This window comes from Mesorhizobium terrae, from assembly GCF_008727715.1.
In the GTDB taxonomy this organism is placed as follows: domain Bacteria; phylum Pseudomonadota; class Alphaproteobacteria; order Rhizobiales; family Rhizobiaceae; genus Mesorhizobium; species Mesorhizobium terrae.
Genome location: NZ_CP044218.1, coordinates 3,238,245 through 3,264,692, shown reverse-complemented (window position 1 = coordinate 3,264,692; position 26,448 = coordinate 3,238,245). Strand labels below are relative to the sequence as shown.

The following is a 26,448-nucleotide window of genomic DNA, read 5'->3' as shown; positions in this document are numbered from 1 at the left end:
CTCGGACGGCCTGGACTGCTCGACGCAACACTCCATGACCGGACCCCACCGCCCGGCGCATGACCCGTTCCGAATCATGCAGCAAATTCAGTCTATTGATCGGGAGTCGCGTGACCAGCCCAATTTTTTGGGACGGGCCATTCGCATGTGGACAGCGAGAGTCACAAAGAGTCACACGCGCCCTGTAAGCGATTCACGACAAAGCGCTTTTTCAGGCGGCGGGTTGTGGAAAGATTTAACGATTATTTTTTTGCGCGCGGCTTGGCGCTTGTCGTCGAAGCCGGCTTTTCGGCCTTGTCGCCAGCGGAACCCGCCAGTTGGGCCTCGAGTGCCTCGATCCGCGCCGCCAGTTTGGCGTTCTCTTCGCGCGCCTTGGCGGCCATGTCGCGGACAGCGTCGAACTCTTCGCGCTGCACGATCTCCATGGAATTCAGGAGCCGTTCCGCCTGCGCGCGGAAGGCGGTTTCCACCTCGCGGCGCACGCCCTGCGCGGCGCCGGCCGCGTCGGTGACCAGCTTGGCGAATTCATCGAGGATGCGGTTCGGTCCGGTCGACATGGCAAAACCCCTGTTGTCTGCTTTGACCTAATGAGCCCCTTGCCAGAATGCAAGGTTGCTCCGCCTTGACCCTGCCAAAAGCCTGCCCCATGGTCCGCGCCCGAACGCGACCCGCATGGGAGATTTTCTTGAGCGACCTGCTGCCGCTTGCCGCCCTGTCCTTTCCGAACATAGATCCGGTCATCTTCCAGATCGGGCCGTTTTTCGGCTACGGCCCGCTGAAGGTGCACTGGTACGGTGTCGCCTATGTCGTGGGCATACTGTTTGCCTGGTGGTATGCGAAGCGCCTTATCACCAACACCCGCCTTTGGCCTGAAGGCAGACTGCCCATGAAGCCCATCGACATCGACGATTTCGTTGTCTGGGCCGCCGTCGGCATCGTCGTCGGCGGGCGTCTGGGCTACGTGCTTTTCTACAATTTGCCGCGTTATCTCGCCAATCCGATCGAGATTTTCTACCTCCAGGATGGCGGCATGTCCTTCCATGGCGGCATCACCGGAACCATCCTGGCGATGCTCTTTTTCGCGCGGTCGCGCGGCATCCATGTCTGGTCGCTGTTCGACGTGGTGGCTGCCGGCGTTCCTGTCGGCCTCGGCCTCGGCCGGCTTGCCAACTTCATCAATTCCGAGCTCTGGGGCCGGCTCTCCGACGTGCCGTGGGCGGTTGAATTCCCGACCGGCGGGCCGTTCCCGCGCCACCCCAGCCAAATCTACGAGGCATTGCTCGAAGGCCTCGTGCTCTTTCTGCTGTTGCGCTTCCTCACCCATTCCCGATTGAAGCTGATGACGCCCCGCTTCGTCTCCGGCGCATTCGTTACCGGCTATGGCCTGTCGCGCATCTTCGTTGAATTCTTCCGCGAGCCGGACCGTCAGCTTGGCTATCTGTTCGGCGGCTGGCTGACCATGGGCATGGTCCTGTCCGTGCCGATGGTGCTGATCGGCATCTGGTGCATGGCCACGGCCAGGCCGGTCACGCACACACAGCCGGCATGACCCGGCTGAAGCGCCGCATTGTCGAACTGATCGGAACGGTCGGCCCTATTCCGGTCAGCGAATACATGGCGCTTTGCCTGTTCGACCCCGAAGCGGGTTATTACACCACGCGCGAGCCCTTCGGCGCCGGCGGCGACTTCATCACCGCGCCCGAGGTCAGCCAGATGTTCGGCGAACTGGTCGCCGTCTGGCTCTACCAGACCTGGCAGGCCGCCGGCGCGCCGATGCCGGTGACGCTGGCCGAAATCGGGCCGGGACGCGGCACCTTGATGAAAGACATGCTGCGCACGCTGACGCGCCTCGATGCGGATTTTGCCCGCTCAGCGTCCGTCGCGCTGATCGAGACCAGCCCGCGGCTGCGCGACGTGCAGAAGGCGACGCTGGCCGGCGTATCTGATGCCGTGGAATGGCACGAGACGGTCGCGTCTCTGCCCGAAACGCCGCTGTTGATCGTCGGCAACGAACTCTTCGATGCCATTCCGATCCGGCAATTCGTGCGGACCGCCGACGGCTGGCGCGAGCGCATGGTGGGCCTCGACGCGAATGGCGAACTCGGCTTTTACGCGGGTGCTGCCTCGCTCGATCCTTCGCTGCTGCCGCCCGACGCGGACACCGCGCCAGCCGGCGCCATTGTCGAGATCGCCCCGGCCCGCTCGGCACTGATGCAGACGATTGCCGAGCGCATCGCCGAACATGGCGGCGCCGGCCTGTTCTTCGACTACGGTCATCTGCAGCCAGGGGTCGGCGACACGCTGCAAGCACTGCGCCGCCACGATCACGAGGATGTGCTGGAGAGCCCAGGCGAAGCCGATCTAACCTCGCATGTCGATTTCGCAGCCCTTGCCGTCTCGACACGCGCGGCCGGCCTACATTCCGATTTCACCACGCAAGGCGCCTTCCTGCTCAGCATGGGTCTGCTGGAGCGCGCCGGCAGCCTCGGCGCCAATGCCGACAACACCACGCGCGAGCGCCTGTCGGGCGAGGTCGAACGCCTCGCCGGCCCACAGGCGATGGGCGAGCTGTTCAAGGTGCTGGCAATCGCGCATGAAGACATCGTCCTGCCGGTGTTCCACAGCCAGGTCGATCAACCGGAATAAGACCGCCAACGATGCAGGAAACCGAACTCGATACGCTGAAGGCGACCATCCTCGCCCACTTCCCCGATCTGGCCGAGGCTCGATTCAGCCTGCTGACCAACGGGTTCGATTCGGTCGCGGTGGATGTCGATGATCGGCTGATCTTCAAGTTCCCACGCCACGAGACCGCCAGGCAATCGCTGGTGCGGGAGGTCAGCCTCCTGTCCGTCATCCGTCCTGCCATCGCCATGCCGGTTCCGGATATCCGCCTGGTCGACGGACCACCGATCTTCTCGCATCATGCCAAGCTGAAAGGTGACTATCTGGAAACGCCGTATTATGCGCGCCTGTCTGAGCCCGCGCGTGATGATCTGGCAAAACAGCTCGCGCGTTTTTACGTCGACCTGCATGGCCTCGACATGGAGAAAATGAAGGCCGCCGGTGCAACACCCGTCGAAGCCTGGATGGAGCCCGACGAAGTCCGCGAAAGGGCGCCGCCGCTTCTGTCGGGCGAATTGAAAGCCCATGCCGAGCGGATCATTGCGTCGTGGGCCGACCTTCCGCCGGATCCCTGCGGGATCACCTACGGCTTCTTTGATGGCCATGGCTGGAATTTGGCTTTCGATCAGGAAACCAGCCGCCTCAGCGGCGTCTATGACTTCGCCGATTCCGGCTTCGGCTCGCTGCACCGCGATTTTGTCTATTCGAACTTCATTTCCACCGACCTGACCGAGCGCATCGTCACCAACTACGAAGCCTTGTCAGGGCGCGTGCTTCGGCGCGAACGCATCGAGGTGCTCACCGGAGCGCACCGCTTGTGGGAGTTGGCGGCAGCCGTGGACGATCCACCACGAATCCCTTTCATGATGGATCATTTCGCATATTGGGTGACCACGCTACGTTGAGCCTTGCGGCAATCGCGCCACCGATCGCGATTGACTTCGTCCCCCGCCCTGCCCCACTGTCCGCGCTTCGAACCGTCGACCGCGGCGTCTTGACGAATCCTGCCCTGGCGAAGACAAAGCACGCATGCTGGACAAAATGATCCCGGACCCGCTCCGGTCACCGATGCTCGAAAAGGCGGCGGCGCAAGGCATCCGCCACGGCTATTTCACGCGGGTCGGTGGCGTATCGGGTGGCATCTATCGCGGCCTCAACATCGGCGCCGGCTCCCAGGATGATCCGGAATTGGTGCGCGAGAACCGCCGCCGTGTCGCCGATTGGATGGGCGTGGCCCCGAGCCATCTGCTCAGCGCCTACCAGGTCCATTCGCCCGATGTGGTTGTCGCGCGCGAGCCGTTCGCAGGCGAACGGCCGAAGGTCGACGCCATTGTCACCGACCGCCCGGGCATCGCCATTGCCGCCACCACGGCCGACTGTGGGCCTGTCCTGTTCGCTGATGGCGCTGCCCGCGTGGTTGGTGCCGCCCATGCCGGCTGGAAGGGTGCTTTCACCGGCGTGCTCGAAAACACCATCGCGGCCATGGAAGGCCTGGGCGCCAGGCGCGAAAACATCGTCGCGGTGCTTGGCCCGTCGATCAGCCCGAGAAATTACGAAGTCGGTCCCGAATTCATTGCCCGCTTCGTCGAGGCGTCCGCCGACAATGCGCGCTATTTCGCGCCGTCCGGCAAGGCCGGCCATGCACTGTTCGACCTCAACCGATACACGATCGATCGGCTCGTCCAGGCCGGTGTGACCGCGCATGGCCTCGATCGCTGCACCTACGCGGAAGAAGACCTTTTCTTTTCCTATCGCCGCACCGTCCACCGCAATGAGCCGGACTACGGACGTCAGCTGTCGGCGATCGTCTTGGAGGACCACGGCTGATGGCGCTGCATTTCGAACGCTCCGAATTCGACGCGCGCCGCGACCGGCTGATGATCGAGATGGCCGAGAAGAAGCTCGACGCCGTGCTCCTGTTCGCGCAGGAGAGCATGTACTGGCTGACCGGCTATGACACGTTCGGCTTCTGCTTTTTCCAGTGCCTAGTAGTGAAGGCGGACGGCTCGATGGTGCTTCTGACCCGCTCCGCCGACCTCAGGCAGGCGCGGCACACCTCCACCATCGAGGACATCGTGGTGTGGACCGATCGCGCCGACGCCAACCCGGCGATCGACCTGCGCAACCTTCTCAACAATCTGGACCTGCTCGGCGCCCGCATCGGCGTCGAATACGACACGCATGGCCTGACCGCTTACAACGGCCGCCGCCTCGACGAGCAGTTGCAGACCTTTGGCCAGATCGCCGACGCTTCCGGCGTTGTCGGGCGGCTGCGCCTGTTCAAGAGCCCGGCCGAGATCGCCAAAGCCGAAAAGGCGGCCGCCCTGGCCGACGACGCGCTGGATGCGGCGCTGCCGCTGATCAAGCAGGGTGGCGACGAGGCGCAGATCCTGGCCGCCATGCAGGGCGCAGTGTTTTCAGGTGGCGGCGACTACCCCGCCAACGAATTCATCATCGGTTCCGGGCCGGACGCGCTGCTGTGCCGCTACAAGGCCGGGCGCCGCAAGCTCACGAAGAACGACCAGCTCACGCTCGAATGGGCCGGCGTGTTCCATCATTATCACGCGCCGATGATGCGCACGATCCTGACTGGCAAGGTCTCCAAGCGCCATCAAGAATTGTTCGACGCGTCGCGCGCCGCGCTCCTCGCCGTCGAAAAGGCGATGACACCCGGCAACAGTTTCGGCGACGTCTTCGACGCGCATGCCCGCACGCTGGAAGCGCACGGCCTGACGCGGCACAGGCTCAACGCCTGCGGCTATTCGGTCGGAGCTCGCTTCACGCCGTCCTGGATGGATATGCCCTTGTTCTACCAGGGCAATCCCGAACCGATCGCGCCAAATATGACGCTATTCGCGCACATGATCATCATGGATTCGGAAACCGAGACCGCGATGACGCTGGGCCGGACCTACCTCACCACCGAATCCCAGCCGAAGCCGCTTTCGCGCCATGATCTCGACTTGATCGTGCGGTGAATCGATGCCGGGAAGGGCGACAGGGCCGTTCATACGTCACCGAGGAGTCCGTCTGCCGATGAGGCGATCGTGCCTGACCACCGCGTCGTTGCTCGCGGCGTTGATCCTGTCGGCCTGCAACAGCGCCAACGACACGCTGCAGCCCGGCAAGGCCGCGCCGGGCGCCCAGCCCCCCGCCCAAGGCCAGGCCGCGGCGACACCCACCTCGCCGGCTCCCGCAACATCGGCGACGGGAATAACCGCGCCGCAACCCGGCGTGCCTGCAACCGCCGGCACGACGCCCACAGTATCGCCGGCGCAGACCGCTGCGGTGCTCGGCAAGATGCGCCTGCAGATCGCCCCGATCGTCGGCGCCTCCGTCGAGGCGGCCACGCCGCTCACCCAGCGTCTGGCGGCCCGCGCCAAGGAAAGCGGCATCACGCTGGCCGGCAGCGCCAACCAGACCGCGACGCACGTGCTCAAGGGCTATTTCTCGACCATCACCGAGGGCAAGGACACCACCGTCATCTATGTCTGGGACGTCTACGACCCGGCCGGCAACCGGCTCCACCGGATCAACGGCCAGCAGAAGGCGCCTTCGGCCAAGGGCGCCGAGGGATGGGCCGCCGTCCAGCCAGCCACGATGCAGGCGATCGCCGACCAGACCATCGCGCAATTGACCAATTGGCTCGCCGGCCGCCCCGGCGGATCCTAGCCGGCTTCGTGCCACGCGCCTTTCCCCAGGGTTAAGCCTTTGTTGGGATTCAGCTGCGGATTCGCCAATACGACGCTTGCAATACCGGCGAGGGCCGTTAAAAGCCCCATAAACTCCACCACCAGGTACGGTGCATGAAACTCTTCGCGGGCAATTCCAACAGGGTGCTGGCCGAAGGCGTCGCCCGCTATCTCAACATTCCGTTGGGAAAAGCCAGCGTCAGGCGCTTCGCCGACCAGGAGATTTTCGTCGAGATCCAGGAAAACGTGCGCGGCGAGGATGTCTTCATCCTGCAGTCGACGTCCTATCCGACCAACGATCATCTGATGGAACTTCTCATCATGATCGACGCCTTCATGCGCTCGTCGGCCAAGCGCATCACGGCGGTGCTTCCCTATTTCGGCTATGCGCGCCAGGATCGCCGCGCCTCGGGCCGCACGCCGATCTCGGCCAAGCTGGTCGCCAACATGATCGCCCGCGCCGGCGCCGACCGCGTTTTGACGCTCGACCTGCACGCCGGCCAGATCCAGGGCTTCTTCGACATCCCAACCGACAACCTCTTCGCGGTCCCGGTCATGGCCCGCGACGTCAAGGCCAAGTACAAGCAGCTCGGCAACGTCATGGTGGTGTCGCCCGACGTCGGCGGCGTGGTTCGCGCCCGCGCGCTCGCCAAGCGCATCGACGCCCAGCTCGCCATCGTCGACAAGCGGCGCGAACGGCCGGGTGAATCGGAAGTCATGAACGTCATCGGCGACGTGCGCGGCAAGGACTGCCTGCTCATCGACGACATTGTCGATTCCGGCGGCACGCTGTGCAATGCGGCCGACGCACTGCTCGCCAATGGCGCCACCAGCGTCACCGCCTACATCACCCATGGCGTGTTGTCGGGCGGTGCGGCAGCCCGCATCTCCGGCTCGCAATTGCAGGAACTGGTGATCACCGATTCCATCCAGCCGACCCAGGCCGTCATCGATGCGCACAACATTCGCGTCATCTCGATCGGCGACCTGATGGGCGAGGCGATCTCGCGCACCGCGACGGAAGAATCGGTCTCCAGCCTTTTCGACTGACACGTGAAGTAACGCGCCACAAACCGCGCAATCCCGAATTGCGAAGACCCGCGAGCTTGTATTAGATGTTCCCTAAGTAAGGGGATACTTCTGGATTCGGGCTTCGCATTGCTTACCGGCAATACAAGTAACGTCCCGGGGAGTTTCGAGGGCCTTGTCTCTCGGGCCCTGCTTTGGCTGAGCTCGACGGGCACGCCAGACCCGCCTGAAGTCAGACGCCGCCTGGTGCAGATCACGTTCATGCGCAAGGCCGCTTACGTGATCTCGCTGATCTGCGTCCTTTCGGCGGGCACCGCCGTCATCGCGCTTACAGGGCAGACCTGGGCCTATTTCTGGATGGCGGCCGAGTTTGCCATCTTTGTCGCCCGCATCGGCATCGTCACTGCGGTCGAACGAAAGCCAGATCTCGACCCCGAAAAGGCGATGTATGTGCTCATGCTGGTTGCCATGGCATGGGCCGCCACCTTCGGTATCGGCGCCTATCTCTGCATCATGAGTGGGAACACCACCCTGATCGCGCTGGCCAGCATATTGGCGATGGGCGGTATCGGCACGGTCGCCTCGCGAAACGCGGTGACCCCGCGACAGGCGGTACTTTTGATGTGCCTGGTGGCGCTGCCCTATGTCGTCGCCGCGCTGACCTCGCCCACCGCCGGGATGTTCGTCGTCAGCTTCTTCATGCCCTTCTACACCGCCGCCATGATCGCGATGATGGCTCAGAACTACGACATCACCATACGCATGATCCGCGCCGAATACCTCAATCGCCAGCTCGCGATGACGGATGTGCTGACGGGGCTGCCCAATCGAATGTTTCTCGACGACGAGCTCGACAGGCTGTGCGCGGCGATCGGCCGAGGAGAAAAGGCGAGCGGGTTCAGTCTGCTTTACATCGACCTCGACGGCTTCAAGGCGGTCAACGATATCCGTGGCCACGCCGCCGGCGACTTCCTGTTGAAGGCCGTCACGCAGCGCCTCGCTCGCACGGTTCGGGAAGGCGACAGCGTCTGCCGGCTCGGCGGCGATGAATTCGTGATACTCCTGCCGAGAGCAGGCGCTGTGGAGGCAGCCTCCCTGGCGGATAGGATCATCGGCGCCGTTGCCCGCCCCTTCGATATCGATGTCGGCGAACTCGTGCGCATCGGCACCAGCATCGGCAGCGTCACCGCGCCCGCCGACGGCGACACCCCGGCCTCCTTGATCGGCAATGCCGACATGGCTCTTTATGCCGCCAAGGCAGCAGGCAAGGGAACCCATCGCGCGCATGCCGCAAGCAGTGTGTGATTGTCCTGATCCGGATCAGTCGGGGCCGCACGACAGCAGCCAATCCCGCCTAACGCAGCAGGCCGTCCAGCAGCGGCAGGCTGATCAGCGCCGAAAGTGCGATCAGCCCGAAGCACAGCCGGCGGAAGGTCTGTTCGCTGGCTATGCCGAACATATGCGCGCCGAGCCACAGCCCCAGCCCGTAGGCAGGCGCCGCAATGACAGCGAGCGCGGCGATCGGCGCTGTGATGAGGCCGCCCCAGAGATAGCTGACCGCGGTGATCGCCGAGGAAATCGCAAAATAGAGAATGATGTTGGCCCGAACCGTATTGCCCGCAAAAGCGCCGCCCAGCCAGTAGGCCACGACCGGCGGGCCGCCGACCTGCGCCGCGCCCGAGAAGACGCCGGAGATCGCCCCGACCGCCACGGTGAGCGGAGCTCTCGGACGACCATGGTAACGCCAGCCCGACATCAAAAGGAGAAGAAGCAACACAACGATGGCGATGATCGACCAGCGGATGACGAGCGGGTCGAGATGCGCCAGTGCATAGGTGCCGAGCGGCACGCCGACGAGCGCGCCCAGCGCCATGACGAAGACATTGGTTTTGTCCGCCAGCCGCCACGCGCCGGGAACGAACCCCACCGTCATCACCCCATCCACCACCAGAAGCAGCGGCGCCGCCACCTTGGGGCCGATCACCGCGCTGGCCATCGGGACAAAGATCAGCGCCGCGCCAAAGCCCGAAAAGCCGCGCGCCAGACCGGCGATCAGGGCGATGAGAACGATAGCGAGGATGGCCTGGGTTGAGGTGCCGGCCAAAAGGGAGTGGAGCATTTTGTTATCGAAAGACTGAATTCCCGCTGTTTCTAGCTGGTTCCTGCTCTACCGGACAGAGCCCGGGCCGAAAGCGACAACTATTGCCTCGGCCGCTTGCTTGAATCGGACGCTCAGCCCCTCGGGTTCCCCGCTTTGGCGGCTTGCCTTCGCGCCCTCGCCCATCAGGATCAGCAACTCCGCGGCAGTATCGGGTCGCAAAAGCCCCGCACGCGCGCAAAGTTCAGCCAACCCGTCGCGATAGGTTTTTGGGTCTTTCCCGACCATCCTGTTGATGGAACGGTCGTGCTTGCCCGGTCCAATGACGCTGCCGGCGAATTCGCAGCCATCGCTTCGAACATCCTCAGCCACCTGGTCGATCCAAGTCCCAAGCTGCGCCAGAGGGTCTCCCGGACGCAGGGCATCCAGGTCATCCCAAAGCCAATCGGCATTTTCGATCGGTCGTTGAAGGGATCGCCCAATGACATCGGTGTGTAGCGGAATTTCCAGGGACATGGTCTGACCTCGGATGTTGTCAGTCGAACGTGCGCCTCTCTGGAGGCGGGATGCTTTCCAGCTGCGCCACGGAGCATTTAGGCGTCGACCCCACGCTGGTTTCCCAGGCGTGTTGCCAATTCAGCAAACTCTTGCTGGCCGTCGCGGCTTATCGTAAGAGGAGATGTTCTCCGGTTATATACGGAGATATCCTCCGCATAGCAAGGATTTTTTCAATGGTTCGTCAGAGCGAACCCTCCGCCCCCCGGAAGCCGAGAGCAGATGCCGAGCGCAACCGCATCCGGCTGCTTTCTGTCGCCAAGGTGGTCTTCGCGGAAAAAGGCTCGAATGCCAGCCTCGACGAGATAGCGCGCCGCGCCGGTGTCGGCGCCGGGACCCTCTACCGTCACTTCCCCAACCGCGATGCGCTGGTCGCAGCGATATACCGCAACGAGACCGAGCAACTTGTTGCGGCAGCGGACCGTCTCGTGAAGGAGCACGCGCCTGTCGAGGCACTGCGCTCATGGCTTTTGCTGTTCGTCGACTACATCACCACCAAACACGGAATGCACGAGCTGCTCCAACCTGTGCTCAGCGGAATGTCCGACCTCCAATCGGCATCCGTGACGCAGATGCAGCAAGCAATTTCAGGGCTGATTGAGCGAGCCGTTGAAAGTGGGGACGTTCGCCGAGATCTCGATCCCCGCGACCTGATGTTCGCGCTTGCGGGTGCGGCTAAATTCGGCGCGGGATCCGACGGCCTGCAGGCTGCCAGACGGCTGGTCGACATTCTGATAGCCGGTGTCCGAACGCCCTCGAAATCCTAGATTTCGCCTCACCCCACCTCCCTCGCCCCGCGCAGATACCCTCTCGGCGACGTACCCAGCATGCGCTTGAACATGGTGGTGAAGGCCGGCACGCTGTCATAGCCGAGATCGAGCGCGACGCGGGTGATCGGCTCGCCATCGGCCAGCCTGGGCAGCGCCGCGAACAGCAGCGCCTGCTGGCGCCAGGTCGACAGCGACAGGCCGGTCTGGCGGTGGAAGACGCGGGTGAAGGTACGCCGGCTCATACCCACCGTCTCCGCCCAGTCGTCGATCGTCGCATGAGGCGATGGCTCGGCGACGAAGCGACGGCAAAGCGTGGCGATGCGGGCGTCGGCCGGAAAAGGCAGGCCGAGCGGCCGCTCCGGCATGGTCGGGATCTCGTGCAAGAGCAGCGCCATCAAAAGCGCCGCCCGTTCGCTGGGAGGCTGTTCAGTCGGCAGGGTGACGGCCTCGATGATCAGACTGCGCATCAGGTCGCTGACGCCCACCACGCGCAGCCGTGTCGGCAGGCCCTCGACGGCATTGGGCGCGACATAGATCGACCGCATCGAGACATTGCCCAACATGTCCACCGCGTGCTCGATGCCGGCCGGGATCCACATGGCGTGGTCGGGCGGCACCATCCAGCGCCCATATTGGGTTTTCACCAGAACCACGCCGGCCAGGGCATGCAGCAACTGGCTGCGGTTGTGGTGATGGTCCGGCACCGTATAGCCGTCGGGATATTCCGACGGCAGCGCCACGATGAGGTCGCGCACGCGCTCCAGCCACTCCAGACGTTCCCTGTGCAGCTTGTAGAGTTGCTCGACCGGCGCTTCCCGGTAGGAGACGCTCATTGGCATGGCATTGGCCCACTTGCGTAATAAATGGACCAAACCACGAAAGAAGTAGGGTGACAACGGGATTATAAGCTCCCGCGCGGCAGCCTGCCGCAGACATACCCAAGGAGCATGATCTTGACCGATACCGCAGCGACGGCCGGTCGCGCGACCGCAGCGACCACCACAGCCTTCACCGTCATCCTGGCAGTGAGCTTTGGCCATTTCATCAACGACATCATGCAGTCGCTGCTTTCGGCCATTTATCCGCTTCTTAAGGACAATTATCGCCTCGATTTCTGGCAGATCGGCCTTTTGACCTTCACCTTCCAGGTCACCGCCTCGCTGTTGCAGCCGGTGGTCGGCATGGTCACCGACAAGCGGCCGATGCCCTTTTCCCTGCCCTGGGGCATGGCCTCGTCGCTGGTCGGGCTGATCGTGCTCGCCTATGCCGGCCATTATTGGCTGCTTCTGATCGGCGCCTCGCTGATCGGCATCGGCTCGTCGATCTTTCACCCGGAATCGTCGCGCATCGCCAGGCTGGCGTCTGGCGGCAAGCACGGCCTTGCCCAGTCGCTGTTCCAGGTCGGCGGCAATGCCGGCCAGGCGATGGGCCCGCTGCTGGCGGCCTTCATCGTCGTGCCCTTCGGCCAGACCAGCATCTCCTGGTTCGCCATCGGCTCGCTGATCGGCATCATCGTGCTTTGGCAGGTCGGCAACTGGTACATCCGGTTCCGCAAGGCGAGCGGCAATCGCCCGGCAGCCACCCATGTGTCGCCCTTCCCGCGCAACCGCGTCGCCTGGGCGCTGGTCATCCTCACCGTGCTGGTGCTGTCGAAGAACGCCTATATCGCCAGCCTGTCGAGCTACTACACCTTCTACACCATCCATAAGTTCGGCGTTTCGGTGCAGATGTCCCAGGTGCTTCTGTTCGCCTTCCTCGGCGCCTCCGCGCTCGGCATCCTGCTCGGCGGGCCATTCGGCGACCGCTACGGCCAGAAGGCGATGATCTGGTTCTCCATCGTCGGCGTCTTGCCGTTCACGCTGATCCTGCCTTATGCCAATCTGGAATGGACGGTGATCCTCACCATCCTGATCGGTCTCATCCTGTCCTCGGCCTTCTCCAACATCGTGGTGTTCGCGCAGGAATTGGTGCCGGGCCGCGTCGGCATGATCGCCGGCATCTTCTTCGGCTTCGCCTTCGGCATGGGCGGCATCGCCGCTGCTATCCTCGGCGTGGTCGCGGATGCCAAGGGCATCGACTTCGTCTACCAGATCTGCTCGTACCTGCCCTTGCTCGGCCTGCTCACCATCTTCCTGCCCAACATGAAGGAAGCCAAGGGCAAGGCCGCCAAGGCGGCATAGTCCGGCAAAGGCGGCCACGCTTGCGCGTTTGGCCGCCTTCCGCTATAGAGCCGCCACCCGCGTAGACACCCTTGGAGGCAACGCGGCTGAGGGCCGCCAGGCTCGCAAGACCCCAAAAAGCACTTTCCGGTTTTTGTGGTCGCGCACGGATGGCGGCTTTCGACATTTTCGGAGACCGGCACGCCGGGCACCGGAGATGCTCCAGCAACGCGAAAGGAAATGCCATGAGCCACGACACTTACGAGCTCAAGGCCGAGGCGCGCGAACAGGTCGGTAAGGGGTCCGCCCGTGAAGTTCGCCGCAACGGTAAAGTGCCTGCAGTTATTTACGGCGACAAGCAGCCTCCCCTGGCGATCGCCCTGTCCTACAAGGACATCTTCTACAAGATCCATGGCGGTGGTTTCCTGACCACGGTCGCCACGATCGATGTCGACGGCAAGAAGATCCAGGTCCTGCCGAAGGACTATCAGCTTGATCCGGTCAAGGACTTCCCGATGCATGTCGACTTCCTGCGCATCGGCAAGGACACCGAGGTCAATGTCGACGTTCCGGTGCACTTCATCAACGAAGAAAAGTCGCCCGGCATCAAGCGCGGCGGTGTCTTGAACATCGTGCGCCACGAAGTCGAGTTCCACTGCCCGGCCAATGCGATCCCGGAATTCATCACCGTGGATCTCTCCGGTGCAGACATCGGCGATTCCATCCACATCTCGTCGGTCAAGCTGCCGAAGGGCGTGAAGCCGGTCATTTCCGACCGCGACTTCACCATCGCCACCATCGCCGGTTCGGCCGCGATGAAGCCGGAGACCGAGGAAGCGGAAGCCGCTGCCCCGGTCGCTGAGGCCGCAGCCGAAGAGAAGTAAGTTTCGCCGCCCGGGAGCGCCGCAACCATGCTTGTGTTTGCAGGTCTCGGCAATCCGGGCGCGAAATATGCCAACAACCGGCACAATGTCGGTTTCATGGCGGCGGACGCTATCGCCCGCCGCCATTCCTTTTCGCCCTGGTCGAGAAAATTCCAGGCCGAGATCGCCGAAGGCAGGATCGGCGGCGAGAAAATACTTCTCATCAAGCCGCAGACTTTCATGAACCTGTCCGGCCAGGCGGTTGGCGAGGCGCTGCACTTCTACAAGCTCGAACCTTCGGCCGTCACCGTCTTCTACGACGAGATCGAACTCCCGGCCGGCAAGGTGCGTGTCAAGACAGGCGGCGGTTCCGCCGGCCACAACGGCATCCGCTCGCTCGACCAGCATATCGGCAAGGATTACCGGCGCGTGCGCATCGGTGTCGGCCATCCCGGTGCCAAGGAAATGGTGCACGGCCATGTGCTGGGCGACTTTTCCAAATCCGACCAGGAATGGCTGGACGTGCTGCTCCAGGCCATGGCCGACAGCGCCGAGCAGATCGCCAAGGGCGACGACAACTCCTTCATGAACCGCGTGACGCTGGCCCTGCGCGATAAGCTGCAGCCGACCGGACCGAACGACACGCCGCCGCCAAAGCCGCCGAAAGAGCCGGCCTCGCCCAAGGCGCAGAGCCATATCCGCCAGGCCAGGCCGCAGCAGCCTGCCGCGAAGCTTCCCGAAAGCGGGCCGATGGCGGCGATGCTGAAGAAGCTGTTTGGCAACAAGGACTGAGCCGCATAGGCCGAAAGGCTTGACGATCATCGACCCTTTCGCCCATAGCCTGAGCAAATTCTTAGTTCCCGATAGGACCACATCATCATGGGTTTCAAATGCGGCATCGTTGGGCTGCCCAACGTCGGCAAGTCCACGCTGTTCAACGCGCTGACGCGCACCGCGGCCGCGCAGGCGGCGAACTATCCCTTCTGCACCATCGAGCCGAATACCGGCGAAGTGGCGGTGCCGGATCAACGCCTGCGGAAGATCGCCGACGTTGCCAAGTCGAAGGAAATCATCCCGACGCGCATCTCCTTCGTCGACATCGCCGGCCTGGTGCGCGGCGCCTCGAAGGGCGAAGGACTGGGCAACCAGTTCCTCGCCAACATCCGCGAGGTCGATGCCGTCGTGCATGTGCTGCGCTGCTTCGAGGATGACGACATCACCCATGTCGAGGGCAAGATCGACCCGGTAGCCGACGCCGACACGGTCGAGACCGAACTGATGCTCGCCGACCTTGAAAGCCTGGAGCGCCGGATCGTGCAGATCCGCAAGCGCGCCGGCGGCAAGGACAAGGAAGCAAGCACCGTCCTGCCGATGATGGAAGAGGCGCTGAAGCTGCTGCAGGACGGCAAGCCGGCGCGCGTGCTGCTGAAAGGCATCGCGCCCGAGGATCTCGCTATCCTGAAGGGGCTGAACCTGCTCACCTCGCATCCGGTGCTCTATGTCTGCAACGTCGCCGAGGGCGATGCCGCGACCGGCAACGAACACACGCGCGCCGTCGAGAAGATGGCCGAAGCGCAGGGCGCCGGCACCGTGGTGATCTCCGCCGCCATCGAGGCCGAGGTGGCGCAGCTTCCCGATGCCGAGGAGCTCGAATTCCTCGCTTCCATGGGGCTGGAGGAACCTGGCCTCGATAAGCTGATCCGCGCCGGCTACGACCTCCTGCACCTGATCACCTATTTCACCGCGGGCCCGAAGGAAACCCGCGCCTGGACGATCGAGCGCGGCACCAAGGCGCCCGGCGCGGCCGGCGTCATCCACACCGACTTCGAGCGCGGCTTCATCCGTGCCCAGACCATCGCCTACAACGACTTCATCACCCTGGGTGGCGAAGTGGCGGCCAAGGAGGCCGGCAAGGCGCGTGACGAAGGCAAGGAATATGTCGTCCAGGACGGCGACGTGATGCTGTTCAAGTTCAACACCTGATCCGGATCGATGACGGCGCACGCCAGCCCTGAACTTGACCTTCCACCGGCTATCCGCGCGATGATCGCGGGCTATGCCTGGGACCGAGACACGCTTGGCCATTCGGATGCCGGCGTGTTCAGGCTGGAGGCGACTGACCGGCCCCGATTGTTCCTGAAAGTCGAGGAAAGTGGGGGCCATGCCGAACTGCCCGCCGAGGTGGAGCGCCTGCGCTGGCTTGCCGGTCAGGGCGTTGCCTGTCCCGAGGTGCTGGCTTTCGAAACCCATGCCGGCCGCGACTGGCTGCTGATGAGTGCCATGCCTGGGCGGGATCTGGTTTCGGCTGGCCCGCTGTCCGCCGAAAAGGCCATCGCCGTGATGGCCGGGGCGCTGCGTAACCTGCATGCGCTGGATATCCGTTCCTGCCCCTTCGACCACCGGCTCGAACACCGCATCGCCGACGCCAGGGCGCATCTGGAGGCCGGTCTCGTCGACGAGGAGGATTTCGACGACGAGCGCATGGGGCGCACGGCGGACGATGTTTTCGGCGATGTCATCGCCTTGCGACCCTCCAGCGAAGACCTCGTCGTCACCCATGGCGACGCCTGCCTGCCGAATTTCATGGTCGACGGCGACCGTTTCTCGGGCTTCATCGACTGCGGCCGCCTCGGTGTCGCCGACCGCTGCCAGGACCTTGCGCTCGCCTGCTGGAGCATCCACCATAATCTCGGCCCGCAATGGGTCGACCCCTTCCTTGCCCACTACGGTGCGCCGGACATCGATAGCGGCAAGCTCGCCTACTACCGCCTGCTCGACGAATTTTTCTGATCGCAGGCGCGTCTTTACGACCGTGACTGCAGCAGCCGCGGCGTCCGGTGGCCGTTGCGGCTTGACGCGGCCAGCCGCCGGGTCTATCGCGCCCTTGCGCCGACCAGCTTTCCCGGCCCGGCGTCCCCTCGAAACAGCCCTCGGCATGGGAGACCACGCGATGATCAAGGCCTTCGTCGTGGACAATGATCGGCTGCGCGTTGCCGACTACCTCGAAGAACAGCGCGACAGCATCGTCTGGGTCGACCTTTTCAATCCCACCAAGGAAGAAGAGACGGCCGTCGAGACGGTGTTCGGCATCGCCGTGCCGACCCGCGAGGAGATGGAGGAGATCGAGGTTTCCTCGCGCCTCTATGTCGAGGACGGCGGATATTTCATGACCGCCAACCTTCCCTCGCAGACCGAAGCCGACAAACCGGAAATGTCGCCGGTCACCTTTGCCCTCGCCAACAAGCGCCTCGTCACCGTGCGCTATCATGAGCCGCGCGCCTTCAAGACCTTCCCGCTGCGCGCCGAAAAGGTGGCGACCGGTTGCACCAGCGCCGACACCATCCTGGTCGGCCTGCTCGAGGCGATCGTCGACCGGCTGGCCGATATCCTCGAAAAGATCGGCCGCGACATCGAGACGATCTCGCATGACATCTTCGAGGCGACCGCCACCAGCGCCTCGCGCCGCAACCGCGACTTCCAGGAGCTCCTGAAGAGCATCGGCCGCAAGGAAGACCTTGCCTCCAGCGTACGCGACAGCCTGATCTCGCTACAGCGGCTGGCCGGTTTCCTGACCCATGCCGCCACGCAGACCAAGATGGGCAAGGACAGCCGCGCCCGCATCAAGACGCTTTCGCGCGACGTCGTTTCGCTGGCCGACCATTCCGCCTTCCTGTCGCAGAAGATCGGCTTCCTGCTCGACGCCACGCTCGGCATGATCTCGATCGAACAGAACGCCATCATCAAGATCTTCTCGGTGGCCGCCGTCATCTTCCTGCCGCCGACGCTGGTGGCATCGATCTACGGCATGAATTTCGAGGCGATGCCGGAATTGAAATGGCAGGTCGGCTACCCGCTTGCCATCGGCCTGATGATCGTGTCGGCGGTGCTGCCCTACTGGTACTTCCGCCGGCGCGGTTGGCTTTGAACGGGCAAACCGCTGCGCCAAGCCCGGCCAAGCCTTGCGGGACGGGACGGCAGCGTTCAAAGTAATAGTACAAGCTTGAACGGGATTGCGCGATGACCGGCAAGAAATGGGCCTACGAGGATTTCGCCGAAGGCGCGGCGATCGATCTCGGACCCAAACATGTGACGGCGGCCGAAATCATCGAATTCGCCTCCGAGTTCGACTTCCAGCCGATGCATCTCGACGAGGAAGCCGGCAAGGCCGGCCTGCTCGGCGGCCTCTCCGCCTCTGGCTGGCACACATGCGCGATGTTCATGCGCATGATCTGCGACGCCTTCATTCTCGACTCCACCTCGCAAGGCGCGCCCGGCGTCGACCATGTCAAATGGAAGAAGCCGGTGCTCGCCGGCGACACGCTGACTGGCAAAATCACCATCCTTGCCAAGCGGCTGTCCAAATCCAAACCCCGGCTCGGCTTCGTCACCATGCGCGCCGAACTGTTCAACCAGCGCGGCGAGACCGTGTTCGAACTGGAGAACACCGGCATGTTCCTGACACGCGCGGGAGCCGACGCATGAGCCTCGACGACTATCTCGGCATCGGCACCACCGTCACCCTCGGCTCGCACCGCTTCGAGCCCGAGGAGATCAAGGCCTTCGCCCGCAAATACGACCCGCAGATCTTCCATGTCGACGAGGAAGCCGCCAAGCACAGCCTGCTCGGTGGTCTGTGCGCGTCAGGCTGGCACACCGCCGCCACCTGGATGAAGTACAACCTGACAACGCCGAGACCAACCGGCGCGGTCTGGAAAGGCCCCGGCGCGGAGCCGGAATTCGGTCCCTCCCCCGGCTTCCGCAATCTGAAATGGCTGAAACCGGTCTTCGCCGGCGAGACCGTCACCTTCACCCGCACCGGCGTCGCCCATCGCCCGCTCGCCTCGCGGCCGGGCTGGCGGCTGCTGACAATCCTGTGCGAGGCCTTCGATTCCACCGGCGACAAGGTGATCGAGTTCGAAAGCTCGGTGCTGGTGAAGGCCGAATAGGCACTTTGAACCCGGCCCGCCGTCGCCTCCTGACACCAAGTTGTCAGGAGCACTACGCTATCTGATCGGCCATTGAAGAGGACGAAGGAGCGTCGTTGGGGCGCATCCATCTCGTCCCGCGGGGGATGTCGCCGATGGATGCCAGCGCCTTGTGGCTCTATTTCGTTCTGCTCGTCGGCATCATCGTCGTGCCCGGCATGGATATGCTTTTCGTGCTGGCCAATGCGCTCAGCGGCGGGCGTCAGGCAGGCATCGCGGCAACGGTCGGCATCATGCTCGGCGGCATCTGCCACACCATCTTCGGCACTGTCTTCGTCACCGGTCTGTCGACCCTGCTGCCGGTCGTCGCCCCCGTCATGATGGTGGCCGGCTCGCTCTACATGATGTGGATCGGCTACACGCTTGCCCGCAGCGCGATTTCCGTCGACACGGTCGAGGCGGCGGCGGCACGCCCGCTCGGCACGATCCTGGCGCAGGGCATGCTCACCTGCGTGCTCAACCCCAAGGCCTGGCTGTTTGTGCTCGCCGTCTACCCGCAATTCATGAAACCGATCTACGGCCCGATCTGGCTGCAGGCTCTGATCATGGGGACGATGACCGTCACCGTGCAGATGGCCGTCTATGGCGGCCTGGCACTGGCGGCGCTGCGCGGTCGCGATGCGCTGACCGACAACCACGCCGCCACCATCTGGATGGGACGCGGCGCCGGCCTGCTTCTGATGGCGGTCGCCGCCTTCACTCTGTTTCGGGCTGTCAGGGGGATGTGACGAGAGGGATATGACGGAGCGGCATCCCACGCCTTCGTCATTCCGGGCCAGCGAGGCGAAGCCGAGCGCCGACCCGGAACCCATTGAGCAGCACGGCCGGGACCTGGGTTCGCGTGGGCGGCGGTGAAAGATGCGGCGCCGGTTCGGCTGCGTGAACGGTTCAGGACGAGGACCGGGCCGTGCCAGACGATGAAGCGGCCAATGGGTTCCGGCTCTCGCTGCGCTCGGCCGGAATGACGGCGGCGCAGTCGCGTCGACGCGATGACGCGTTGATACACTTCTTCATCGCCACGCCCTGCTTTTCGCAGTCTGGCCATTGTCAAAAAACACTCCCCTTGAGGGAGGTGGGAAGCGGGGCGCCGGGTCGGTGCCTCTTAGCAAACAGTACGTGGCGCCTTCCGGGCGCCCCGCCAGTGTTCTTGCCCCGGACCGACCTCGCCGTCCTTCGCGACGGCAGACTTCGGGCCTCGAAGCCGCCATTCGCGGCGGCCGGGTTTTTCCAGGGCCCGGACTTAGGGCTCGTCACCAGACAGCGCCACCGTTAGCGCTGCCAGTCCGGCACCGGCGCCCTCCCTGATACCCGGTGCGCACCAGGTTCCCGTGAGGGCGATGCGCCGATTGTCGACTGAAGGCGAGCGGCGTGAACAAATCCGCGCACGATTTTTCGCGTGGTTTTCGGCAAGGGATTGAACGGACAAGGTTCTTTCTTTCGACCTGCGTCTTCCTCCACGCATCCAATCCACATCCCGCACCGTGCCGACGCGTCAGTGTTCCGGCATGGATTCCCGACACGCTTCGCTCGTTCCTCGCTCACGCGGTCGGGAATGACGGATGTCCTCGAGCGCTTTCGCCAATCGCGCGGTTCTGATCGCAACGGTTTTGACGGCCACTGTCGTTCGCACCGACGGGTTTAGGGGACCGCCGTTGTTCGCGCAGACGGTTTTAGGGATCGCTGCCGTTCGCAACGACATTGATGCGAGGCTGGGCATGGACAATTGGCGAGACCGCCCATGCAACTCGTCATTCCCGGCCGCGTGAGCGACCGCAGGGAGCGGTGCGTGTCAGGAATCCATGCCGGAACGCTGACGCGCCGGTGCGGTGCAGGACGTGGATTGGACGCGCGGCCCGAGGCCAACGGAATTGGAAAGGAACCCTTCAGTGGCCGTCGAAGGCCATCAGGGTACGCACCGGCACATTGAGCGCCTCGAGCTTCTTGCGGCCGCCGAGGTCCGGCAGATCGATGACGAAACAGGCGGCGATGATATCGGCGCCGATCTGGCGCAGCAGCTTGACCGCCGCCTCCGCCGTGCCGCCGGTGGCGATCAGGTCGTCGATCAGGATGACCTTTTCGCCCGGCGCCACGCCGTCCTTGTGCATCTCCATCTCGTCCAGCCCGTATTCCAGGCTGTAGGCGACGCGCACGGTTTCGTGCGGCAGCTTGCCCTTCTTGCGGATCGGCACGAAGCCGGCCGACAACTGGTGGGCGACGGCGCCGCCGAGGATGAAGCCGCGCGCCTCGATGCCGGCGATCTTGTCGACCTTGCGGCCGGCATAGGGATGCACCAGCTCGTCGATGGCGCGCCGGAAGGCCTGGGCATTGCCGAGAAGCGTGGTGATGTCACGAAACAGGATGCCGGGCTTCGGATAGTCCGGAATGGTGCGGATCGAGGCCAGCAGCGTGTCGGTCGAAGAAGATGTCATCGGGAATCCATGTCGTGCCGCCCCATCGATAGAGACTGGCGCGGGCAAAGGAAAGTGCGAAGCCGGCATGGCCTCGCATTTTCGGCCGCGACCCGTGGCCTGCCCCGCTCAGGCCAGGGTGTCGGGCTCGGTGGCGCGCGGATCGTCCGGCTCCGGTGCCGCCTTCAGCGCCACCGCGACGAGGCCCGCAGCGACCATGAAGGCGCCGACCAGCCACAGTCCGGCCTTCGGGTTTCCGGTCAGGTCGGTCAGCCAGCCGGTCACATAAGGGCCGACAAAGCCGGCGAGATTGCCGAGCGAGTTGATGAGGGCGATGCCACCCGCCGCCGCAGCACCTGTGAGGAACATGGTGGGCAGCGCCCAGAAGGTGGGCAGCGCCGCGCAGATGCCCATGGCGCAGATCGTCACCGCGATCATCGTGGTGAAGGGTGACTGCATGTAGAGCGCGACGGGAATGGCGAGCCCGCCGACAATGGCCGGGATCGCCACATGCCAGACACGTTCGCGGGTGCTGTCGCCGTGGCGCGCCCACAGATACATGGTGACGGCGCCGAACAGGTAGGGGACGGCGACGATGAAGCCCTGCTCGACCAACGAGTAGTGCGTGTTGAAGGTCTGCTGGAAGCCAGCGATGATCGTGGGCAGGAAGAAGCCGACCGCATAGAGCCCGTAGACGATGCCGAAATAGACGAAGGCCAGCGCCAGCATGCGCGGCTGCGTCAGCGCCTTGACCAGCGGATAGTGATAGCGCTGCGCGGTCTGGACACGTTCGGTATCCATCTCGTTTTGCAGCCAGGTGCGCTCGTCGGCGTCGAGCCAGGCCGCGTCCTGCGGCCGGTCGGTCAGGTAGAACCAGCACATCACGCCGAGCAGCACCGCCGGCAGGCCCTCGACCAGGAACATGAAGCGCCAGCCGTCGAGCCCGAACAACACGCCATGGCCGGTGGCGATCAGCCAGGCCGACAGCGGCGAACCGAATACCGACGACAGCGGTATCGCCACCATGAACAATGCCACCGCCCGCGCGCGTTCACGCTTGGGGAACCACAGCGTCAGGTAGAGGATGATGCCTGGGAAGAAGCCCGCCTCGGCGATGCCGAGCACGAAGCGCAGCGCATACATGGTGAGCCCGTTGGGCACGAACGCCATCGCAGAGGCGACGATGCCCCAGCTGACCATGATACGCGCGATCCAGCGGCGCGCGCCGACCTTGTGCAGCATCAGATTGCTGGGCACTTCGAGCAGCAGATAGCCGATGAAGAAGATGCCCGAGGCGAGCCCGAAGGCCGCCTTGTCGAAGCCCAGCGCATCGTTCATGCCGTGGGGTGCCGCGAAACCGATATTGGTGCGGTCGAGATAATTGACGAAATAGAGCAGGCCCAGGAAGGGCAAAAGCCGCCAGGCGACTTTTTGAATGACACGCTCGCGGATGTTGGGGGCAACGGAAGTCGAGTGAGATGAACCGACCACGGCTTTTCTCTCCGATTCGACGCCCTCCCCCGTTGGCTACGTAAACATGCGCGCGTCAGGGTGTCCATTGGCATGCGCCAGGCTGAAACAACAAAAAGGGCGCCACCTGGGCGCCCTTTCCTGACGGTTGTGGTATCGAAGACTGGCCCGGAGGCAGGCTTCCTACATGCCGAGATCGGCGCGCAGTTCCGCCTTGGCCGCATTGTATTCGGCCTCGAATTCGGCGTTGTGCTGCAGGTTGGAGGCGATCACCGCGCCGGAGATGCGGCCCATTTCGATGTCGGACGGATAATGGATGCCGGCAACGACGCGGTTGTTACCGTATTCCCAGGCGCGCGCCATGATCTCAGGCCGCTTTTCGGGAACCATGTTGGACAGGATGATGCCCATCATGGTGCCAACCGTGGTGTGACCCGACGGCCAGGAGCCCGAGGTGGACGGCTTGACGATGGGCTTGACCATGTCGCTCAGCATATGCGGGCGGGGACGCTTCCAGGTGTCCTTGGCGGGATCGACGACCGCGCCTTCGGTGGCCGCGACGCGTTCGAAGAAGGCGTCGAGCTTGGGCAGCGTCTCCTTGGTGAACTTCGGACCCATGACGTCGGCGAAGCGCCAGACGTTCTCTTCGGCGTCGGCCTTGGCGCGTGCTTCCATTTCGGGCGTGCGGGTGAGCTGCATCGTCAGCACCTCGGCGATTTCGGCCTTGGTCTTGGCCGAATCATTGGCCGGCGGCGACGGCAGGATCGCGGTCAGATCGACATCGGTATTGGTGAGGAAGGGCTTGGCCTCTTCGGCCTGGCCGGTGGCGGTCAGGACGATGAGGAAGAGGCCGGCAAGCAGGCTGGTTTTGCGCATGGGAGACATCCTTTGCGAGGGAGACGGCGGAGCTTCTTCCGGCTCGGTGACAGCCATGTGACGCCACCCGCAAATGCAAAGGGCCGGCCTGAACGAACAGGCCGGCCCTTGCGGAAAACAGGATGTCCCAGGCGTCAGTGAGCGACGTTCGACCACACCTTGCGCTTGGTCAGATACATCAGCACCGCGAACAGCAAGAGGAAGATCATGACGCGGAAGCCGGTCTTCTTGCGGTCTTCCAGATGCGGCTCGGCGGCCCACATCAGGAAGGCGGAAACGTCTTCCGAATATTGCTCGACCGTCTGCGGCGCGCCGTCGTCATAGGTGACCTGGCCGTCGGAGATCGGCTTCGGCATCTTCAGCGACACACCCGCGTTGAAATACGGGTTGTAGTGCGTGCCTTCGGGAACGGTCATGCCGGCCGGCGGCTGCTGGTCGTAGCCGGTGATCAGGCCGTGGATATAGTCCGGACCGCCGGTGGCGTACTGCGTGAAGATGTCGATGACGAACTGCGGGAAGCCGCGCTCGATGCCGCGCGCCTTGGCAAGCAGCGACATATCAGGCGGAACCGCGCCGCCGTTCGACGCGGCAGCGGCCTTGTCGTTCGGATAGGGCGACGGGAAATAGTCGGAAGGAATGCCGGGGCGCTCGAACATCTCGCCGGCGTCGTTCGGGCCATCCGGAACGGTGTAGCCGGCGGCGAAGGCCTTGACCTGCGCTTCCGAGTAACCGAGGTCGGAGAGCGTGCGGAAAGCCACCAGCTTCATCGAGTGGCAGGCCGAGCACACTTCCTTGTACACTTTCAGGCCGCGCTGCAGCTGTGCCTTGTCGTAGGTGCCGAACGGCCCCGCGAAGGTCCAGTTCATCTCCTTCGGCTTGTGGATCGGGAAATGCGTCGGGTTGGCCTCATGCGAAGCCTCCCCTGCCTTGCCCGCTTCCTCGGCATAGGCGGCCGCGCCGACGAAGAGCGCGGAGACCGCCGCGAGCGAAATGAGAATCTTCTTCATACCAATATCCCCTGGATTCTCTTGACGCTCAGCCCTTGGTTTCCGGAGCGGCGGTGGCGCCCGACGGATGCCCGGAGCCGGACTTGTTCTTTTCCAGAACCGCCTCGGTGATCGAGTTGGGCAGACGCCGCGGCGTCTCGATCAGCCCGAGCACCGGCATGATAATCAGGAAGAAGGCGAAGTAGAACAGCGTCGCCAGCTGCGCCATCAGCACATAGGAGCCTTCCGCCGGACGCGAGCCCAGCCAGCCGAGCAGGATGGCGTCGATCGCGAACAGCCAGAAGAACAGCTTGTACCAGGGCCGGTAGACAGCCGAACGGACCTTCGAGGTGTCGAGCCACGGCACTAGGAACAGCATGGCGATGGCGCCGAACATGGCGAGCACGCCGCCGAGCTTGGAATCGATCGGCCCGATGTTGAAGGTGATGGCGCGCAGGATCGCGTAGAACGGCAGGAAGTACCATTCCGGAACGATGTGGGCCGGCGTCTTCAGCGGATCGGCAACGATGTAGTTGTCGGGATGGCCGAGATAGTTCGGGATGTAGAAGATGAAGTAGGCGAACAGCGCCAGGAACACGATCATCGCGAACGCATCCTTGATGGTCGCGTAGGGCGTGAAGGCGACGGTGTCGGTCTTCGACTTCACCTCGATGCCGGTCGGGTTCGACTGGCCCACCACGTGCAGCGCCCAGACGTGCAGAATAACGACGCCGGCGATCATGAACGGCAGCAGGTAGTGCAGCGCGAAGAAGCGGTTCAGCGTCGGATTGTCGACCGCGAAGCCACCGAGCAGCAGCTCCTGGATCCAGGTGCCGACCAACGGAATGGCGGTGAAGAAGCCGGTGATGACGGTGGCGCCCCAGAAGCTCATCTGGCCCCACGGCAGCACGTAGCCCATGAAGCCGGTCGCCATCATCAGGAGGTAGATGATGCAGCCCAGGATCCACAGCAGCTCGCGCGGCGCCTTGTAGGAGCCGTAATAGAGACCGCGGAAGATGTGCATGTAGACGGCGATGAAGAAGAACGACGCGCCGTTGGAGTGCATGTAGCGCAGCAGCCAGCCATTGTTGACGTCGCGCATGATCTTCTCGACCGAACCGAAGGCGAGGTTCGTGTCGGAGGTGTAGTGCATGGCCAGCACGATGCCGGTGAGGATCTGCGCCACCAGCATGATCGACAGGATGCCGCCGAACGTCCACATGTAGTTCAGGTTGCGCGGCACCGGATAGGCGACGAAGCTGTCATAGACGAGCCTCGGCAGCGGCATGCGCGCGTCGAACCAGCGTCCGATGCCGGTCTTGGGCGTATAGGTCGAGTGTCCCTCGCTCATGGATATGTCCCCCTGCCTCAGCCGACGCGGATCTTGGTATCGGAGATGAATGAAAAGACCGGCACGGCCATGTTTTCCGGCGCCGGGCCCCGGCGGATACGGCCGGACGTGTCGTATTGCGAACCATGGCACGGGCAGAACCAGCCGCCGAAATCGCCCTGCTGGCCGAGCGGGATGCAGCCGAGATGGGTGCACACGCCGATCATCACCAGCCAGTTCTCCTTGCCCTTGCCGGCGGAGCGGTCAACGTCGTTCGCCGGGGCATCCGAGGCGAGGTTGGCGTTGCGGGCGAGCGGGTCCTTCAGCTCGTCCAGCTTGACTTCCTGCGCGGCCTTCACCTCTTCCGGGGTACGGTTGCGGATGAAGACCGGCTTGCCACGCCACTTGACGGTCAGCGACATGCCGGGGGTCAGCGAGGACACGTCCACCTCGACCGAGGCCAGCGCGCGCGTCGAGGCGTCGGGCCGCATCTGGTCGATGAACGGCCAGGCGACCGAAGCCGCGCCGACAACGCCGGCCATGCCGGTGGCGATATAAAGAAAATCACGGCGATTGGGGTCGTGGGTATCGTCGGTTGCGCT

At 63.9% G+C, this 26,448-nt stretch carries 28 protein-coding genes; 18 read left to right on the top strand and 10 right to left on the bottom strand.

The window, feature by feature from the left end; genetic code table 11:
- Nucleotides 1–242 precede the first annotated feature (242 nt).
- Complete coding sequence (locus tag FZF13_RS16980; protein ID WP_024925405.1) at nt 243–557, bottom strand: accessory factor UbiK family protein; 315 nt, start codon at nt 555–557, stop codon at nt 243–245.
- 89 nt (nt 558–646) lie between these two features.
- Here FZF13_RS16980 and lgt point away from each other — a divergent pair, with 89 nt between their 5' ends.
- The 8 genes from lgt (at nt 647) to FZF13_RS16940 (ending at nt 8,651) form a co-directional block, all read left to right on the top strand.
- Nucleotides 647–1,549, top strand: coding sequence for a prolipoprotein diacylglyceryl transferase (gene lgt, locus FZF13_RS16975; protein WP_051504762.1), 903 nt, complete (start codon nt 647–649; stop codon nt 1,547–1,549).
- Complete coding sequence (locus FZF13_RS16970; protein WP_024925407.1) at nt 1,546–2,646, top strand: class I SAM-dependent methyltransferase; 1,101 nt, start codon at nt 1,546–1,548, stop codon at nt 2,644–2,646. The genes lgt and FZF13_RS16970 overlap by 4 nt, the downstream gene beginning before the upstream one ends.
- A gap of 11 nt (nt 2,647–2,657) precedes the next feature.
- Nucleotides 2,658–3,530, top strand: a complete 873-nt coding sequence (locus tag FZF13_RS16965) for a phosphotransferase family protein (RefSeq protein ID WP_024925408.1) — start codon at nt 2,658–2,660, stop codon at nt 3,528–3,530.
- Nucleotides 3,531–3,654: 124 nt separating this feature from the next.
- Nucleotides 3,655–4,452, top strand: a complete 798-nt coding sequence (pgeF, locus tag FZF13_RS16960) for a peptidoglycan editing factor PgeF (RefSeq protein WP_024925409.1) — start codon at nt 3,655–3,657, stop codon at nt 4,450–4,452.
- Nucleotides 4,452–5,603, top strand: coding sequence for a M24 family metallopeptidase (locus tag FZF13_RS16955; protein WP_024925410.1), 1,152 nt, complete (start codon nt 4,452–4,454; stop codon nt 5,601–5,603). Before pgeF ends, FZF13_RS16955 begins: the two co-directional genes overlap by 1 nt.
- Before the next feature lie 58 nt (nt 5,604–5,661).
- Nucleotides 5,662–6,297 carry a hypothetical protein gene (locus FZF13_RS16950; RefSeq protein ID WP_024925411.1) on the top strand — a complete coding sequence of 212 codons (636 nt, stop codon included), beginning with the start codon at nt 5,662–5,664 and terminating at the stop codon, nt 6,295–6,297.
- 134 nt (nt 6,298–6,431) lie between these two features.
- A complete protein-coding gene (locus FZF13_RS16945; RefSeq protein WP_024925412.1) occupies nt 6,432–7,367 on the top strand; it encodes a ribose-phosphate pyrophosphokinase in 936 nt (311 codons plus the stop codon).
- A 240-nt stretch (nt 7,368–7,607) separates the two neighbouring features.
- Nucleotides 7,608–8,651 carry a GGDEF domain-containing protein gene (locus FZF13_RS16940; protein ID WP_051512044.1) on the top strand — a complete coding sequence of 348 codons (1,044 nt, stop codon included), beginning with the start codon at nt 7,608–7,610 and terminating at the stop codon, nt 8,649–8,651.
- Nucleotides 8,652–8,700: 49 nt separating this feature from the next.
- Here the strand turns inward: FZF13_RS16940 and FZF13_RS16935 are convergent, their stop codons facing one another.
- Both FZF13_RS16935 and FZF13_RS16930 read right to left on the bottom strand, forming a co-directional pair.
- The gene (locus FZF13_RS16935) at nt 8,701–9,465 is read right to left on the bottom strand and encodes a sulfite exporter TauE/SafE family protein (RefSeq protein ID WP_024925414.1); all 765 of its coding nucleotides are present in this window, start codon (nt 9,463–9,465) and stop codon (nt 8,701–8,703) included.
- 48 nt (nt 9,466–9,513) lie between these two features.
- Nucleotides 9,514–9,960 (bottom strand): hypothetical protein, encoded by a 447-nt coding sequence (locus FZF13_RS16930; RefSeq protein WP_024925415.1) that lies wholly within the window; start codon nt 9,958–9,960, stop codon nt 9,514–9,516.
- A gap of 215 nt (nt 9,961–10,175) precedes the next feature.
- Between FZF13_RS16930 and FZF13_RS16925 the strand changes: the two genes are divergently transcribed.
- Nucleotides 10,176–10,766: a TetR/AcrR family transcriptional regulator gene (locus tag FZF13_RS16925; protein WP_024925416.1), complete on the top strand. Its 591-nt coding sequence runs from the start codon at nt 10,176–10,178 to the stop codon at nt 10,764–10,766.
- 8 nt (nt 10,767–10,774) lie between these two features.
- Here FZF13_RS16925 and FZF13_RS16920 read toward each other — a convergent pair whose 3' ends face one another.
- Nucleotides 10,775–11,608 carry an AraC family transcriptional regulator gene (locus FZF13_RS16920; RefSeq protein ID WP_024925417.1) on the bottom strand — a complete coding sequence of 278 codons (834 nt, stop codon included), beginning with the start codon at nt 11,606–11,608 and terminating at the stop codon, nt 10,775–10,777.
- A gap of 108 nt (nt 11,609–11,716) precedes the next feature.
- Between FZF13_RS16920 and FZF13_RS16915 the strand changes: the two genes are divergently transcribed.
- The 9 genes from FZF13_RS16915 (at nt 11,717) to FZF13_RS16875 (ending at nt 19,504) form a co-directional block, all read left to right on the top strand.
- The gene (locus tag FZF13_RS16915) at nt 11,717–12,949 is read left to right on the top strand and encodes an MFS transporter (RefSeq protein ID WP_137901381.1); all 1,233 of its coding nucleotides are present in this window, start codon (nt 11,717–11,719) and stop codon (nt 12,947–12,949) included.
- Nucleotides 12,950–13,173: 224 nt separating this feature from the next.
- Complete coding sequence (locus FZF13_RS16910) at nt 13,174–13,812, top strand: 50S ribosomal protein L25/general stress protein Ctc (protein ID WP_024925419.1); 639 nt, start codon at nt 13,174–13,176, stop codon at nt 13,810–13,812.
- 27 nt (nt 13,813–13,839) lie between these two features.
- A complete protein-coding gene (gene pth / locus FZF13_RS16905; RefSeq protein WP_024925420.1) occupies nt 13,840–14,583 on the top strand; it encodes an aminoacyl-tRNA hydrolase in 744 nt (247 codons plus the stop codon).
- An 87-nt stretch (nt 14,584–14,670) separates the two neighbouring features.
- Nucleotides 14,671–15,774: a redox-regulated ATPase YchF gene (ychF, locus tag FZF13_RS16900; protein ID WP_024925421.1), complete on the top strand. Its 1,104-nt coding sequence runs from the start codon at nt 14,671–14,673 to the stop codon at nt 15,772–15,774.
- Between the two features lie 9 nt (nt 15,775–15,783).
- Nucleotides 15,784–16,581 (top strand): APH(3')-II family aminoglycoside O-phosphotransferase, encoded by a 798-nt coding sequence (locus tag FZF13_RS16895; protein WP_024925422.1) that lies wholly within the window; start codon nt 15,784–15,786, stop codon nt 16,579–16,581.
- 160 nt (nt 16,582–16,741) lie between these two features.
- The gene (gene corA / locus FZF13_RS16890) at nt 16,742–17,716 is read left to right on the top strand and encodes a magnesium/cobalt transporter CorA (RefSeq protein ID WP_024925423.1); all 975 of its coding nucleotides are present in this window, start codon (nt 16,742–16,744) and stop codon (nt 17,714–17,716) included.
- 92 nt (nt 17,717–17,808) lie between these two features.
- A complete protein-coding gene (locus FZF13_RS16885) occupies nt 17,809–18,273 on the top strand; it encodes a MaoC family dehydratase (protein ID WP_024925424.1) in 465 nt (154 codons plus the stop codon).
- The gene (locus FZF13_RS16880; protein WP_024925425.1) at nt 18,270–18,737 is read left to right on the top strand and encodes a MaoC family dehydratase; all 468 of its coding nucleotides are present in this window, start codon (nt 18,270–18,272) and stop codon (nt 18,735–18,737) included. The genes FZF13_RS16885 and FZF13_RS16880 overlap by 4 nt, the downstream gene beginning before the upstream one ends.
- A gap of 134 nt (nt 18,738–18,871) precedes the next feature.
- A complete protein-coding gene (locus FZF13_RS16875; RefSeq protein WP_024925426.1) occupies nt 18,872–19,504 on the top strand; it encodes a LysE family translocator in 633 nt (210 codons plus the stop codon).
- A 1,155-nt stretch (nt 19,505–20,659) separates the two neighbouring features.
- On the opposite strand, the gene FZF13_RS16870 is transcribed toward FZF13_RS16875, so the two are convergent.
- The 6 genes from FZF13_RS16870 to petA all read right to left on the bottom strand — a co-directional run bounded on the left by FZF13_RS16870 (nt 20,660) and on the right by petA (nt 26,388).
- Nucleotides 20,660–21,205, bottom strand: a complete 546-nt coding sequence (locus FZF13_RS16870; protein ID WP_024925517.1) for an adenine phosphoribosyltransferase — start codon at nt 21,203–21,205, stop codon at nt 20,660–20,662.
- Between the two features lie 108 nt (nt 21,206–21,313).
- The gene (locus FZF13_RS16865; RefSeq protein ID WP_024925518.1) at nt 21,314–22,675 is read right to left on the bottom strand and encodes an MFS transporter; all 1,362 of its coding nucleotides are present in this window, start codon (nt 22,673–22,675) and stop codon (nt 21,314–21,316) included.
- Nucleotides 22,676–22,837: 162 nt separating this feature from the next.
- Nucleotides 22,838–23,530: an acid phosphatase gene (locus FZF13_RS16860; RefSeq protein ID WP_024925519.1), complete on the bottom strand. Its 693-nt coding sequence runs from the start codon at nt 23,528–23,530 to the stop codon at nt 22,838–22,840.
- Nucleotides 23,531–23,664: 134 nt separating this feature from the next.
- Nucleotides 23,665–24,537: a cytochrome c1 gene (locus FZF13_RS16855; RefSeq protein WP_024925520.1), complete on the bottom strand. Its 873-nt coding sequence runs from the start codon at nt 24,535–24,537 to the stop codon at nt 23,665–23,667.
- Between the two features lie 28 nt (nt 24,538–24,565).
- Nucleotides 24,566–25,867: a cytochrome b gene (locus FZF13_RS16850; RefSeq protein ID WP_024925521.1), complete on the bottom strand. Its 1,302-nt coding sequence runs from the start codon at nt 25,865–25,867 to the stop codon at nt 24,566–24,568.
- A 17-nt stretch (nt 25,868–25,884) separates the two neighbouring features.
- Entirely contained in the window at nt 25,885–26,388 is a 504-nt protein-coding gene (gene petA / locus FZF13_RS16845) for a ubiquinol-cytochrome c reductase iron-sulfur subunit (protein WP_244431140.1), read from the bottom strand.
- Between the last annotated feature and the right edge of the window lie 60 nt (nt 26,389–26,448).